Source organism: Xanthomonas dyei, assembly GCF_002939865.1.
Classification (GTDB): domain Bacteria; phylum Pseudomonadota; class Gammaproteobacteria; order Xanthomonadales; family Xanthomonadaceae; genus Xanthomonas; species Xanthomonas dyei.
The window spans coordinates 1-13,200 of sequence record NZ_MDEE01000066.1; the positions used below are offsets into that span (position 1 = coordinate 1).

The following is a 13,200-nucleotide window of genomic DNA, read 5'->3' on the forward strand; positions in this document are numbered from 1 at the left end:
ACTTCTTCATCGCTTGAATCCTCGTTGCTACGGGGGCCCATGCTGCCGAAGTCTCTACTTTACTGTGGCTCAGTTTTCAGGGGGTGGGTCATCGGGAGGGCGGCTAATACAAGACTCCTTCGGGAGGAATACGCCCGCCGGCTATGAGCGGTTTCTAACCTCCCGACATCCCGTCGCCAGCCGGCGACGGTGCCTGTTCTTGGAAGGAGGCGTTGTCATGGCAAATGTATCGATAGTGCAAATGGGTAAGCATCTTCACTCCATGGTGCTGGCGGAGGTGAGGCGATGAGCCGGGCGCCGTATTCAACCGCCAAGCGGACTAAACCGAACGCCAAGCGCGCCGCTACCGCCAAGCGAGCAGCCACGCCGGTAAAGGACGCGCAGCCCGTGCGGCTGGTGCCCTCGCCCACGTTCGATTTGGACAATCTCGACTCCGACCGTCACACCAGACCTCGCGCGGACGATTTACCGCAGCGCCCACCGCGCAAGGCGCGCACCCCCACGCGCTGCACGGTAGGTTATGCGTTCTACGAAGCCGAACCCGGCCGGGCGCATAGCCAGCGCATTCCCAGCGTGCGCTTGCGCGGGCTTTGGCTGGAGCAGCTGGGGTTTGCCGTTGGCTGCAAGCTGCAGATCACTGCGCGCGAGGGTGAGTTGGTGGTGACGGTAGTAGAGCGGTGAGCTGGGTTTTGGGTGCGGTTATTGGCTGGAGGCCCTGCTGTGGGAGGGCGCTATGGGTAAGGCCGTCGCGCCCGGGTGCGCTCCTACGCAAGCGTGTGCGTGGTTAGCGATGGAACGCCAGCGTTGCGATGACGCCGCGCTCTTGGCCTGGGCGCACGCTCACGCGCCAGCCGTACAGGTCGCATAGGCGGCTGACGATCGACAGACCGATGCCGCCGCCTTGCGAGTGGCCTGCGTGGGTACCGCGGTAACCGCGCTGGAAGAGTTTGGCTGCGTCTTCTTCGCTCAGGCCGGGGCCGGAGTCGATGACTTCCACGCAGTCCCCACGCACGCGTACGCGCACCTGGCCGTCCTGGGTGTACTTGACGGCATTGCCGATGAGGTTGCCCAGCGCCACCGACAGGGCGGATTCCGGCGCGTCGATGACCAGGTCGCGCTCGCCTTCCAGCAGTAGCTCCAGCGGTTTGCCGCCGAGCTGGGCGCGATGCGAATCAATCAGTTGTTCGGCGACCTTGGCCACATTGCTGCTGCCCTGCCCGCGTTCGTTGCGCGAGAGCAGCAGCAGCGAGCCGATCAGGTCGCTGCACTGCAGTTCGGCGCGCTGGATGCGTTGCAGCCGCTGCAGCACCTTCTCATCCAGATTGGGCTTGGTCAGCAGTAGTTCGGTGGCACCGCGGATCACCGCCAGCGGGGTGCGTAGCTCATGGCTGACGTCGGCGTTGAATTCGCGGTCGCGCTGCACGACCTCGGTCAGGCGCGCCGAGTAGTCGTCCAATGCTTCGGCGAGCTGGCCGACCTCATCGTCCGGAAAGTGCGCTGCCAACGGTTTTGGCTCACTGGTGCCGCCACGGTAGGCGCGCAGGCGGGCCGCCAGATCCGACACCGGGCGCATGACCTTGGACGCCGACCACCAGCCGATCACCAAAGAAAAACCGCTGAAGACGAGCACCGACAACATCAAGGTGCGCTTGAGTTGAATTTCGCCGCGCAGCGTCTGCGTCATGTCGTAAGCGAGGAAGAACCACTCGCTGGGCGTCTTGCGCACCGCCAGTTTGTACGAATACGCGTTGCCACTTTCGTCCACGCCGGAGATGGTGTGGATGCCATCCGGAAACTGGTACCACTCTGGCTGCTCAAGGCGCAGCGCTTCGAACTTGTCGCTTTTGACCACACGCCCACGCATCTGCTGCACGGGCAGATCGGGATTGCGCAGCGGGTCCGAATAGAACCGCTGCGCAAAGGCGTCGATGTTGCGATTCATCACGTCTTCGACCAACTGGTTTTCCACGCGCGCGCGTGCCCAGTTGGTGGCGAAGGCGAACAGTGTTGTCAGGCAAAAGCCCAACAACACGAACGACAGAATGATGCGGCTGCGCAGGCGCCGCCGGTAACGGCCACGCCGACGGGCGGGCCGCACGCTGCTGTTACTTTCAGGCATCAGGCGAAGCGATGCGATAACCGATGCCGTGACGGGTCTGGATCATCGGCACGTCGAACGGCTTGTCGACCACTGCACGCAGGCCATGGATATGCACGCGCAGCGAGTCGGAATCGGGCAGTTCTTCGCCCCAGACACGGGTTTCCAGCTCTTGCCGCGTCACCACCGCCGGGGAGGCTTCCATCAGCGCCTGCAGGATTTTCAGCGCGGTCGGGTTGAGCTGCAGCAGCTTGCCGCGGCGACGCACTTCCAGGGTGTCCAGGTTGTATTCCAGATCGCCGGTTTCCAGTACGCGGGTGTGCACACCCTTGCCGCGACGCGACAGCGCGTTGAGGCGCACTTCCACTTCCTGCAGCGCGAACGGCTTGATCAGGTAGTCGTCGGCACCGGAGTCGAAGCCGGCCAGCTTGTTGTCCAGCGAGTCGCGGGCGGTCAGCATCAGTACCGGCGTCTGCTTGCGCGCTTCGTTGCGGAGCTTGCGACACACCTCGATGCCGTCCATGCCGGGCAGGTTGAGGTCGAGCACGATGGCGTCGAACTCGTGCACCACTGCCAGATGCAGCCCGGTCACGCCATCGGCGGCGAAGTCCACGGTGTGGCCACGGTCTTCAAGATAGTCGCCCAGATTGGCGGCGATATCGCTGTTGTCTTCAATTACTAGAATTCGCACTGGAACCTCGTTGTTTGGTCACGTACCCGGCTGCCTCTGGACAGTTTGCCGTTGCATCCGCGTCAATTCGTCTTTGTTATTTTCTCGAAGCCGGCGCCGTTCGGCCGCCGTCATGCATTGGGTCGTAGAGAGATTGGAGCCCACTGCACGCACACGCTGGCAGATCATCCGGCTCTCTTCGCCTGCCTTGCTCAACAGTGCGTTGACCAAAGACTGGTCATTGAACACCGCCATCTTTGACTCAGGCGTGAGTTCCGCCGGGGCGGGCCGGGACTGCAGTGCAGTTTCTATACGCTGCAAGGCCGAAAGCACCCTGCTGCGATCCTCGGCGCCCATCTCCGAATACTTATCGCCGCTCCTCAGATCCAGACGCACCTGCTCTGCCTGCTCGGCAAAGGGAGGCTGAGCCTCAACGTCTACAGCCTTCTTGCCCGCGGCAAATGCAGGCAGCGCTGCGCACATCAATATCAGTAGTAGTCCTTTCATGACGTTGCAGGTCGTTCCATCGATGGTAGGTAGCTGAATGTAGACGTGAACCTCAAGAGCGGCAAGCCATCCATAAAAAGGCCCAAGTGCGACACCGCACTTGGGCCAAAAGTTCATCCCGATCACCGTCACTGCCGAGAGCGGAGCTACGGTCGACAGAGGCTAGCGAGCAAAGGATTAGAGTTTCGTTAATTTTCCGCTAAAAACAGTTGATCTCCGATCAACGGGCCGATTCCTCAAGATGCTGGATGATGCTGGCGGCCACATCCACGCCGCAGACACCCTCAACGCCTTCAAGACCGGGGGTCGAATTGACCTCCAGGACCAGCGGCCCGCGCTTGGAGCGGATGAGGTCGACGCCAGCCACCGCCAGGCCCAGCGCGCGCGCCGAACGGACCGCCACCTGCTGCTCCTGCTCGGTGGCCTGGGCCACCGCAGCGGTGCCGCCAAGATGCAGGTTGGAACGGAAATCGCCTTCGGCCGCCTGGCGCCGCATCGCTGCGACAACGCGGTCGCCGACCACGAAGCAGCGCAGGTCTGCGCCTTCGGCTTCGCCAATGAACTCCTGCACGATGAAATTGGCATACAGCCCGCGCAATGCCTCGACCACGCCGCGCGACGCGCTGGCCTTCTCGGTCAGGATTACCCCGGCGCCTTGCGCCCCCTCGTTCAACTTCACCACATGCGGTGGCGGGCCGAGCATGGAGAGCAGGTCCTGGGTGTCGTCGGGGTTGTCGCCGAACACGGTGACCGGCATGTCGATGCCCTGCGCCGCCAGCAATTGATGCGCACGCAGTTTGTCGCGCGAACGCAGGATGGCGTCCGAGGGATTGGGCGTGTAAGTGCCCATGAATTCGAGTTGGCGCAGCACGGCGGTGGCATAGCGGGTGACCGAAGCGCCGATGCGTGGAATCACCGCATCGAAGCCGGTGATCGGCTTGCCCTTGTAGTGCAGGCTGAAGCCATCGGCGGCGATGCGCATATAGCACCGCAGCGGGTCGAGGATACGCACCGTATGACCACGCTTGCGGCCCGCCTCGATAAGCCGTCGGGTCGAGTACAGCTTGCTGTTGCGCGAAAGAATTGCGATTTTCATCGCAGCAGGGACACGGCGCGGCTTGGACATGGTCGGAGTCTGATGACGAGGTGACCCAAGCCCGTACGTCTGCCGGCCGACCGCGCGGGCGCATTGTGCGCAGCTCGCAACGGTTGAACTGGTGTGCGACGGCCCCGAGGATGGAGACGCGATAGCGCCTCGGCACGTGTTGCAACCACGCAGGGATGCGCAGCTCCAACCGGATCGATGCTAGCAGGGCGCACGCGCAGCGCTCAAGCAGTGGGAAGCCGCGCTGGATCCACCACTGCACCTTGTCGTGCTGACGCGGCATCGCAGTACTCGTCCATGCTCGATAGGGCCGCGTTTGCCACAAGCGAACGCCGCCGGTGCGCCAGATCACAGCGCGCTGCATGGTGCGAAGCCTCGGCGACGCGCCATCACGCCATACCCGTGTCGCCGTAACGCGTTTTGCACAGCAACAACCGCAATGCTTGCGTCCCCTCAATGCCGGCATGCCGGCGCACCCGAGACTCTCCATGCGACGTCCAGCAAGCGCGGCCTATGCCAACCCCTCCCGCATCCGCCAGGGACGCCCGTTTCCCCGCGGCGCTGTCTTCGATGGCAAAGGCACCAATTTCGCGTTGTTTTCCGCGCATGCCACACGGGTGGAACTGTGCCTGTTCGACGAACAGGGCAACGAAACCCGCGTCGACCTTCCCGAATACACCAACGAAATTTGGCACGGCTATCTGCCTGATGCAAAGCCGGGTCAGCGCTATGGCTATCGCGTGCACGGCCCCTATGCGCCGACCGAAGGTCACCGCTTCAATCACAACAAGCTGCTGCTGGACCCGTATGCCCGCGAGCTCGAAGGCGATCTGATCTGGGCCGATGAGCTGTATGGCTACACCGTCGGCCATCCGGACGGCGACCTGAGCTTCGACGAGCGCGACAGTGCGCCATTCATGCCCAAATGCGTGGTGGTTGAAGACACCTACGATTGGGGCGACGATGCGCGCCTGCTCAAGCCGTGGAACGAGACGGTCATCTACGAAACCCACGTGCGCGGCTACACCATGCGCAACCCGCAGGTGCCCGAAGCGGTGCGCGGCACCTTCGCAGGTCTCGCCCAGCCGCAGGTACTGCAGTACATCAAGGACCTGGGCATCACTGCCGTCGAACTATTGCCGGTGCACGCGTATCTGGATGATCAGCATCTGCTGGACAAGGGACTGCGCAATTACTGGGGCTACAACACCATCGGCTTTTTTGCGTTGAAGTCGCGTTATCTCTCCAGCGGCCACCGCGATGAGTTCCGCGACATGGTCAAGGCCATGCACAAACAGGGCCTGGAAGTGATTCTGGATGTGGTCTACAACCACACCGCCGAAGGCAGCGAGCTGGGGCCGACCCTGTCGTTCAAGGGCATCGACAATGCCAGTTACTACCGGCTGGCCGAAGACAAGCGTTATTACATCAACGATACCGGCACCGGCAACACGCTCAATCTGAGCAACTCGCGGGTGATCCAGTTCGTCAACGACTCGCTGCGCTACTGGGCCGGCGAAATGCACGTGGACGGTTTCCGCTTCGATCTGGCAACCATCCTGGGACGTGAGCCGAGCGGTTTCGACCAGCGCGGCGGCTTTCTGGATGCGTGCAATCAGGACCCGCTACTGTCGGAAGTCAAACTCATCGCCGAGCCGTGGGACTGCGGCCCGGGCGGTTACCAGGTGGGTCACTTCCCGCCGGGCTGGTCGGAATGGAACGACAAGTTCCGCGACAACGCGCGCGAGTTCTGGAAGGGCGAGGATGGCAAGCTGGCAGAGTTTGCAACCCGCTTCACCGGCTCGGCCGATCTGTTCGATCGCCGCGGCCGCCGTCCCTGGGCTTCGGTCAACTTCATCACTGCGCACGACGGTTTTACCCTGCGCGACTTGGTGAGCTACAACGAAAAGCACAACATCGACAACGGCGAAGACAACCGCGACGGTTCTTCCAACGATGGCTCCTGCAATTACGGCGAAGAAGGCGAAACCGACAACGCCGACATCCTGCAACTTCGCGAGCGGCAAATGAAGAATCTGCTTGCGACGCTGCTGCTGTCGCAAGGCACGCCGATGATGCTCAGCGGCGACGAACGTGCGCAGTCCCAGGGCGGCAACAACAACACCTATTGTCAGGACAACGAGATCACCTGGCTGGATTGGGAAAACGACCCGACCGAGGGCCGGCTCACCGCCTTCGTCAAGGCATTGACCGCGCTACGCAAGCGCTACCCGATTCTGTCGCGTGGCCGCTTTCTCAATGGGCAATACAACGAAGAGGCCGGCCTGCGCGATCTCACCTGGCTCAATCCAGGCGGCACCGAAATGGAAGACGCGCATTGGACCGATGCCGGTGCGCGCTCGGTCGGCCTGCTGCTCGAAGGCAAGGCGCAGACCTCCGGTGTCAAGGAGCTAGCCAACGACGACACCTTGCTGATCGTCATCAACGCCTACCACGAGGGCGTGACCTTCACCCTGCCGGCCGCTGATGAACCGGTGCATTGGAAGCTGGTGCTGTCGACCGATGAAGCGCTGGAGGTAGACATGATGCCGGCTGGCGCCAGCGAATTCCTGGCCCCGCCGCGCAGCGTGTCGGTCTTCGAGTGCAAGAGCGATCAGTAACGATTGAGCGGTCGAACGGCTCGCTGTCTACTGACATGGTGGGCGGCGAGCTTTTTTTATGCGGTGCTGGGATGCTCGCTGTGCGACCGCATGCACCGTGCGTCGACGAGATGCAGCGTCATTCCCGCACTGATACTGCTGGCATCGATTAAGAATGCAGCTTTGAGAGCTTTCTACGCGAATGCGCGAACTAGACAATGCCGCGAACTCAGCGCAGTTCTTAAATATCTTCGCAGCAGGCGGTAGACGCGCAAGCAAAGCGACACGCAGCGCATCGGAACCTGTGGTGATCAGCGCCTAGCGATCACAGCAACTGGCGTAGCGCCTCGGCGCTGCCAGGCCTGCGCCTCCATTTTGATTTCGCTACCGGCTTCCGTCAGGACGATGCTCAGCGCCATAGGGTCGTCATCACAAACTCACTGTCGCCACTATGACGAGCATACGAACAGGCAGTCGCGCACTGCGAAACGCTGCACGCATCGCCAAGCGACCACGCGGCTAACCCACGCGACTCGGATCCAAGCTCCCCCACGAGCATGCCAAATCGGCGAAAACTCACCCCGGGTAGAGCGGGAAACGCTTGTCCGGATGCTTGGACTTCCATTCCTTGTAGGAACTGGTGCCTTCCCAGGCCTTGAACGCACGCGGAGTGCGGCCACGGCCGGACCAGGTCTCGCCGGAATGTGGGATCCAGTACTTGGCCACGACTTCGCCCGTGGACGACAGTGGCCCCTTGGACTTGCCGGTCATCGCCAGCGAAGCGATCTGGGACTTCTGCTTGGCATTGAACCGGCTGCCGAACTGGGTGAGGACCTCGACAACCTGGTCGAAGGCTTCCAGGGTCTGGGCATATTTGAGCTGCGCCTCTTCCTGCTCAAGCTTGCGCAGCTCTTCCAGCAATTGGGCTTTGGCGGCGGCAGAGGGTGAAGCGGGCGGAACCTGGCGCATTGACGGAACTAAGGTTGGGCGGGTCAGCGAGTATTGCCCCTGCGCCGTCTAGCGTAAAGCGCCCAGCCCTCGCCGGGTCTGCTGGCGCTCAGCGATGGCGCAGCAAGGCATGCTCGCGGGCCATGGTCAGCACCGGCCCAATGCGCCCTGCCCGGATCAGCTCGCTACAGTGTTTGCCGACAAATTCCACCCTGGGGGCGGTGAACCATTGCACTACCCGGTCCAACTGCCCTGCGTTGATCGACCACGCATGACAGACCGCCTCGCCGAGTTCCTCGACCCCGACCAGACCAATCTGGCGAATCTGATCGGCGTCGAGCTTGAACATCTCCAGCACCTTGCCGGCGTTGTCCGGCGTCCCAAACGCACTCGTCTGATCCGCAGGCCCGGCGCGGTGGGCAATCGAAGCGACGCGCGCAGACTCGGCGCGACGCATGCCTTTCATCAACGCACCAACCAGTTGGGAGTGAGTAGTCGTCATGGTGTCCGCTCAATGATGCAGCCACTATGGTCGTCATGCGAAGCGTTCTCAATCAGGAGGTTCCTGACCCTGCAGAAGAAAAAGCCGAAGTTGTGGAGCACTTTTTCCAACCATGGCGAGCCTGCAATCGATGTCATTGGCAACACACATTGAAACGATAGAGAACAGGCTGGGATCATCCGCATCGCGCGAAACCTGCGACATGGATCGAAAACATCTAATTGGGGTGCACCGAGCCGATCGCCAAAGATCTTGAAATCAGGCTGGATACGCCATCGTGCTGACAGAGACCGTGCCTGCAGCTGCAATGCGCCTCACCCACCACTGAATCAAAAATGCGGCGAATCGGCCTGACGAAAGCCGCAACATCACGCTTCATTGTTGCAACGAATCACCGCACTAAGAAACCTCCGAACAACGCTTCAATGCGCGTTCGACCAACAACCGAGGCCACCGTGACTACGCGGAAGTGGTTGATTGTCAGTAGGGGTGAGCGCCTGGATCCAGCGAAGTTTCATTTCACTCGCAACGCCGCAAGTTGTTCACACCTTCCCTAACGACTGTTCCACATCCTTCAACATGCGCCCGTAAGAGGCCCGCTCTGCCGCACTGAGAAAACCTTGCTCGCGCACAAGCTTGGGGACATCCACAGCAATTTTCGACAGATACGCCATCAGTTTTTGCGCACGTACGGGCGTCATCGATTTGCTCTTGCGCGCATCCGCAATCGCGCTGCGCAAAGTCTCCACCCGCTCGGCAAAATACAGTTGCTGCGCTTGATTGACGCGCCAATGGTCATCGGCCGGCCCAGCTTCGAGGCCGCTGCCACGCACCGATTGAATGAAGGCCTGATCGGCGGTCAGTGACCCCGTCAAGGCAGCGGCGCGCTTGTCCTGCAGAAGCGATGGATCCACTTCCACCGCGCATCCTGTGACGTGGGCCAGCTCCTGCAAACGCTCGTCGAGCCGCTGCGCAGGCAGCGAGACAGCAAACGGACCGGGCTGGCAGGCCGCAAACACCGGCCCCGCACAAATGATGGCACCCAGTGCAACGATGATCGAAGGCAAACGATTGCGTGCGACAGACATGACAGCATCCGGACTACACGGACATCCGTGCGCTGCGAACGCTAGACCGACGACCCCGAACGGCACTGAAATCGGCGGAAGACGGCGCTCTTATCGCCAACGCGTCCGCGTCCGCGTCAAGACATCGCAGTAGCGTCAAGCGCCTATCTGGCGATCTCCATCAGCATGTACTGAAATGCAACGACGCCGCAGGCCAGCGCTGCCGCAATTAAACCGAACCACAGACATCGCCGCGGCCCGCGCGCGACGCCCACAACAAACATGCACAGCGACAACGCAAGCATCACCGCAAACTTCACGACGTATGCCGAGGATGGCAAGCACACTGCCAGCGGCAGCCCCACGGCCACACTTGCCATTGCGCACTGTTCGACAACCATCAACGTGCGACCCGAGGCATGCCTACCGAGCATCAATGCCACCAGGGAAAACGCGACAAACCAGACCGCGATGGCCGTTTGACCTGCCATCACACTCAATGAAGGTGCAAACACGCTCAAATGCCTGCCTGCGGTCAGAACTGCGCAACGGCAGTCGATGCAGCGAGACATCGCTTGATATTGCCGGGCAAACGCGCAGCTTGGCGAAGACAGGAAGATGACGCGGCAGCACGGCAGCTTGGCCGTCTCAATGCACCCAAGCCGTTGCGGCCTTGGAGCGGGCGAAGGGAACAGAATCCTCCCACGCCAACCAATTGATTTTCCTAGCTTATCCCGGACTGGGGCCATCCAAAAATGATACCCCGCGTGATACCTGATCATAGCCAAGCGAACGGCAGCGCTTCAAGTCGCTGTGCCTGCGAACCTTGGCCTGCTTAGGGGCCGCATGGGGGCCGGGATGGACTCCGGCGGGACAGTGGCCGTATGGCCTCCCCGCCCACGAAGCGCCCTCCTCCAGCAACGCAGAGCCCACAATTTTTCCGGCTACTTGGGAGAGCAACCACGGCCCGAATATCAGCATTGGACATACTAGAAATGAAATCTTTTACCGTATTCAAATTTGTGAAATGAGCACATAAGCGAGCTCTTGCGCAGTTGGGAATTGTTGGTTGGATGAGGACTTCCCCCACACGCAGGAGTTTTCATGACAACGCATCCCCAACAACTCGAAATCGCTGGCCAACTGCTCGCCGGGCTGATGAGCCAGACCCTTTCGGACGAGCCGCTGGTGCGCCAACGCAATGTCTGCAATGCCTGGGCCTCTGCTGGCGAGCTGATCGTTTACAGCCAGAAGAAGCCGCCAGGCGGAGGCAGCGTTGCCCAATCCTTGGAGCATGCCCCTCCGCATCCCTTCCAACCGGTGCGCACACGGGAAGCCGTCATCGTTCGGGAGCTTCCATCGATAGACGAATGGCGCGCGGGCCGGAAGGCCAAAGACACACAACTGGATCCAGTGCGCAGCAAGAAGCGCCCGACTCTTCACTGAGCCACCCGAAAGCCCGCAACATTGAGCCCCGCACTGCGGGGCTCTTTTTGGTTTCAGTGGAGGCGCGGCGGCCGGGGAACGTAGGTAGGTGCAGGAGCAGCGGAAATGGCAGGGCTTGGACGCGGCTCATCGGGTTCAATCGCCATGTCGAGTTCCAAGGGATAGCGCTGGAGCATGTCCCGGCTCCAGGCCTCCAGATGCGCTGCGCTGGCCGAGGCTTCTTTCTCGCAGAGGGCTTGTTCCTCCGGGGACACCCGAGCCCTTGCATCGGCCAGCTCTGCGGTTCGGGCTTCGAGGGTGCTCAACCGACGCCCGCGCCGCTGCTTCCAGTCCCCCTGCGTCCATGAAGTCCCCGGCTCGGGATTGTTCGCCAAAAAGTCGTGCCACGCGTTCTCGGCCATGTGGTGCAGCTTCTCCGCTCGGCGCACCGCCAGTAGCCGCCGGGCGAACTTCATGGTGGCTGCCTTGAAGCGCCGCAGCCGACAGAGCAACTCGTTGAGGTCCGGACGCAGCCGGGCCTCGTCGGCGCAGGCAGCCACGCGCTCCCTGATCCACTGCAGCAGGTCAAGTGTTGCGTGGAGTGTTTTCGCCAAGCGGGGATCCGCTTGAACAGCGACTCCCCACTCGTCGCTGGCCTCCTCCGCGAGCTCCGCGACCGAACGTGGCGCGCGCGACGGCTTGGCCTCCTCGGCCTCGATTAGTCCCAGCCCACGAGCAATGGTCGCCATGCTGCGGGACACATCGATGTGCCCTGCCCCGCGCCTGAGCGGCAGGGACAGCACATCAGAAGGTTGGCGAGCCTCGTGCTCGGCCTGGGCGTGGCTGTGGCCGTCGGGCACCGGCATGGCGCGCCCTTCCTGCTCGAACACGGCGATGAGTTTTTGGAAGGTCTCCTCGTTGGTTTCCTCGATTCGACGGTTTGTGCCCGAACGCTCCGACGGCTGACCCCGCCGGGCCAAGGCGGTGCCGTTCTTGCCGACGTGCTTGGTCGGCTCGCGGGACAGCACGGCAGCGGCGGCCAGGTCGCCGCGCGCCAGCGCGTCGTCAGCCTGAGCGGCCAGACTGCGATGGTCCACACGAATCTCAAGCGCCGCCTTCTCAAGATGGGCGTTAATAGTGGAAGCGACCAGCTCGCGGACCCACTCCACCTCCGCCCTGCCCGACGGCCCGCCGTCGAGTTCCCGGGTCTTGTCGGTGAGGCCGTCCGGCCCGATGCGACGCGTCGTCGCCAGGACGTGGACGTGCCAGTTCAAGCCGTCCTTGCTGCCGGGGCTGTGGATACTGGCCTGCGCCGCGAACCCGTAGCGACCGACGAGCGCACGGGTGACTTCCACGGCCAGGTCGGAGCGCTGGAGGTCATCGAGTTCGTGCGGCAACGCGAACTCGAACTCGCGCGCGACGGTCGCATCTTTACGACGCTCCGCAGCTTCTGCCGCCGGCCAGAGCTCGGCTGGGACCAGGGCCCAGTCGGGCGCGTCCTCGGGAGCGATGCAGCGCGTTTCGACCACGCCGTCCCGGCGGCGGTAGTCGTGTCGCATGCCGGTGAGGGTGTCCTCCAGCAGCAGGCCGGCGCGGTAGGCGGCCGCTGCGATGGACGAATGCCCTTTGGCACGGCTGAAGGTTTTTACTTGCGCGTGATAAATGGCCATGAGGCGGCGGCTCCGAAGCTGTGGGGTTGCTTGGTTTATGCCTCGGCTTTGGATTTTCGCAAGCGCCCTCGGCGCTTGGGGTTCAAGGGGCGAAGCCCTTTGCGCACGCGTTCCGTAGGAACGCCTAGGTGCGCTCTTGCTTCTTTCTTTGAAGCCTTGTTTTTCAGATCTTTTCGATTTCGACGGCAGGTCAAAATCGGAAACGTCGCGAACTTGACGCAAGCCATTTTCCTGCTTGACTCATTTTCACGAGGCAGGAGAAATGCATGACCGCAACGAATCACTACCGAGACCAAATCCAACGCGCCACGGAGCGCCTGGCTCATCTGCAAGCAAAAGAGCTTTTAGCCAACCAGCGCCGCGAATCGAAGGCGCAAGAAACGGCGAAGCGCGAAGAGATGAAACGACGGCAGCACGTGGTGGACCTCGTGGTTTCTACTGGTGCGCACATGCTGGGCGACGCCGAGTTGGAGGCATTGCTCACCAGCCACATGAAAAATCGTGCTGGCTTGCTTCACTAGGGAACCTCTGAACAAAGCACGGCAGATGCGCGACACTACCCGCCTCGTGTTGAGGAATCATCCATGCAACTGACGTTCGGCGACGCT

General features: G+C 62.0%; 13 protein-coding genes. 4 read left to right on the forward strand and 9 right to left on the reverse strand.

Annotation, left to right across the window (positions count from 1 at the left end):
• Positions 1-285: 285 nt before the first annotated feature.
• On the forward strand, positions 286-681 hold the full coding sequence (locus tag XdyCFBP7245_RS22295) for a SymE family type I addiction module toxin (RefSeq protein WP_104617552.1): 396 nt from the start codon (positions 286-288) through the stop codon (positions 679-681).
• A gap of 103 nt (positions 682-784) precedes the next feature.
• Here XdyCFBP7245_RS22295 and XdyCFBP7245_RS22300 read toward each other — a convergent pair whose 3' ends face one another.
• The 4 genes from XdyCFBP7245_RS22300 to rimK all read right to left on the reverse strand — a co-directional run bounded on the left by XdyCFBP7245_RS22300 (position 785) and on the right by rimK (position 4,371).
• Complete coding sequence (locus XdyCFBP7245_RS22300; protein ID WP_055848868.1) at positions 785-2,119, reverse strand: sensor histidine kinase; 1,335 nt, start codon at positions 2,117-2,119, stop codon at positions 785-787.
• Positions 2,112-2,789 (reverse strand): response regulator transcription factor, encoded by a 678-nt coding sequence (locus XdyCFBP7245_RS22305; protein WP_003490678.1) that lies wholly within the window; start codon positions 2,787-2,789, stop codon positions 2,112-2,114. The genes XdyCFBP7245_RS22300 and XdyCFBP7245_RS22305 overlap by 8 nt, the downstream gene beginning before the upstream one ends.
• 18 nt (positions 2,790-2,807) lie before the next feature.
• On the reverse strand, positions 2,808-3,392 hold the full coding sequence (locus XdyCFBP7245_RS22310; RefSeq protein WP_228325570.1) for a hypothetical protein: 585 nt from the start codon (positions 3,390-3,392) through the stop codon (positions 2,808-2,810).
• Positions 3,393-3,495: 103 nt separating this feature from the next.
• Positions 3,496-4,371: a 30S ribosomal protein S6--L-glutamate ligase gene (rimK, locus tag XdyCFBP7245_RS22315; RefSeq protein WP_055848862.1), complete on the reverse strand. Its 876-nt coding sequence runs from the start codon at positions 4,369-4,371 to the stop codon at positions 3,496-3,498.
• A 497-nt stretch (positions 4,372-4,868) separates the two neighbouring features.
• On the opposite strand from rimK, the gene glgX reads away from it, so the two are divergent.
• Positions 4,869-7,001 carry a glycogen debranching protein GlgX gene (gene glgX, locus XdyCFBP7245_RS22320; protein WP_104617554.1) on the forward strand — a complete coding sequence of 711 codons (2,133 nt, stop codon included), beginning with the start codon at positions 4,869-4,871 and terminating at the stop codon, positions 6,999-7,001.
• A 555-nt stretch (positions 7,002-7,556) separates the two neighbouring features.
• On the opposite strand, the gene XdyCFBP7245_RS22325 is transcribed toward glgX, so the two are convergent.
• From XdyCFBP7245_RS22325 to XdyCFBP7245_RS22340, 4 genes are all read right to left on the reverse strand, one after another.
• Positions 7,557-7,949, reverse strand: coding sequence for an H-NS histone family protein (locus tag XdyCFBP7245_RS22325; RefSeq protein ID WP_104617555.1), 393 nt, complete (start codon positions 7,947-7,949; stop codon positions 7,557-7,559).
• Between the two features lie 88 nt (positions 7,950-8,037).
• The gene (locus XdyCFBP7245_RS22330) at positions 8,038-8,430 is read right to left on the reverse strand and encodes a hypothetical protein (protein WP_104617556.1); all 393 of its coding nucleotides are present in this window, start codon (positions 8,428-8,430) and stop codon (positions 8,038-8,040) included.
• A 542-nt stretch (positions 8,431-8,972) separates the two neighbouring features.
• Positions 8,973-9,518 carry a hypothetical protein gene (locus tag XdyCFBP7245_RS22335; RefSeq protein ID WP_104617557.1) on the reverse strand — a complete coding sequence of 182 codons (546 nt, stop codon included), beginning with the start codon at positions 9,516-9,518 and terminating at the stop codon, positions 8,973-8,975.
• A gap of 143 nt (positions 9,519-9,661) precedes the next feature.
• The gene (locus XdyCFBP7245_RS22340; protein WP_146091714.1) at positions 9,662-10,018 is read right to left on the reverse strand and encodes a hypothetical protein; all 357 of its coding nucleotides are present in this window, start codon (positions 10,016-10,018) and stop codon (positions 9,662-9,664) included.
• Positions 10,019-10,601: 583 nt separating this feature from the next.
• Here XdyCFBP7245_RS22340 and XdyCFBP7245_RS22345 point away from each other — a divergent pair.
• Positions 10,602-10,943, forward strand: a complete 342-nt coding sequence (locus XdyCFBP7245_RS22345; RefSeq protein WP_104617559.1) for a hypothetical protein — start codon at positions 10,602-10,604, stop codon at positions 10,941-10,943.
• Positions 10,944-10,996: 53 nt separating this feature from the next.
• Here XdyCFBP7245_RS22345 and XdyCFBP7245_RS22350 read toward each other — a convergent pair whose 3' ends face one another.
• Entirely contained in the window at positions 10,997-12,592 is a 1,596-nt protein-coding gene (locus XdyCFBP7245_RS22350) for a MobA/MobL family protein (protein ID WP_104617560.1), read from the reverse strand.
• Positions 12,593-12,858: 266 nt separating this feature from the next.
• On the opposite strand from XdyCFBP7245_RS22350, the gene XdyCFBP7245_RS22355 reads away from it, so the two are divergent.
• On the forward strand, positions 12,859-13,113 hold the full coding sequence (locus XdyCFBP7245_RS22355; protein ID WP_104617561.1) for a hypothetical protein: 255 nt from the start codon (positions 12,859-12,861) through the stop codon (positions 13,111-13,113).
• Positions 13,114-13,200 lie beyond the last annotated feature (87 nt).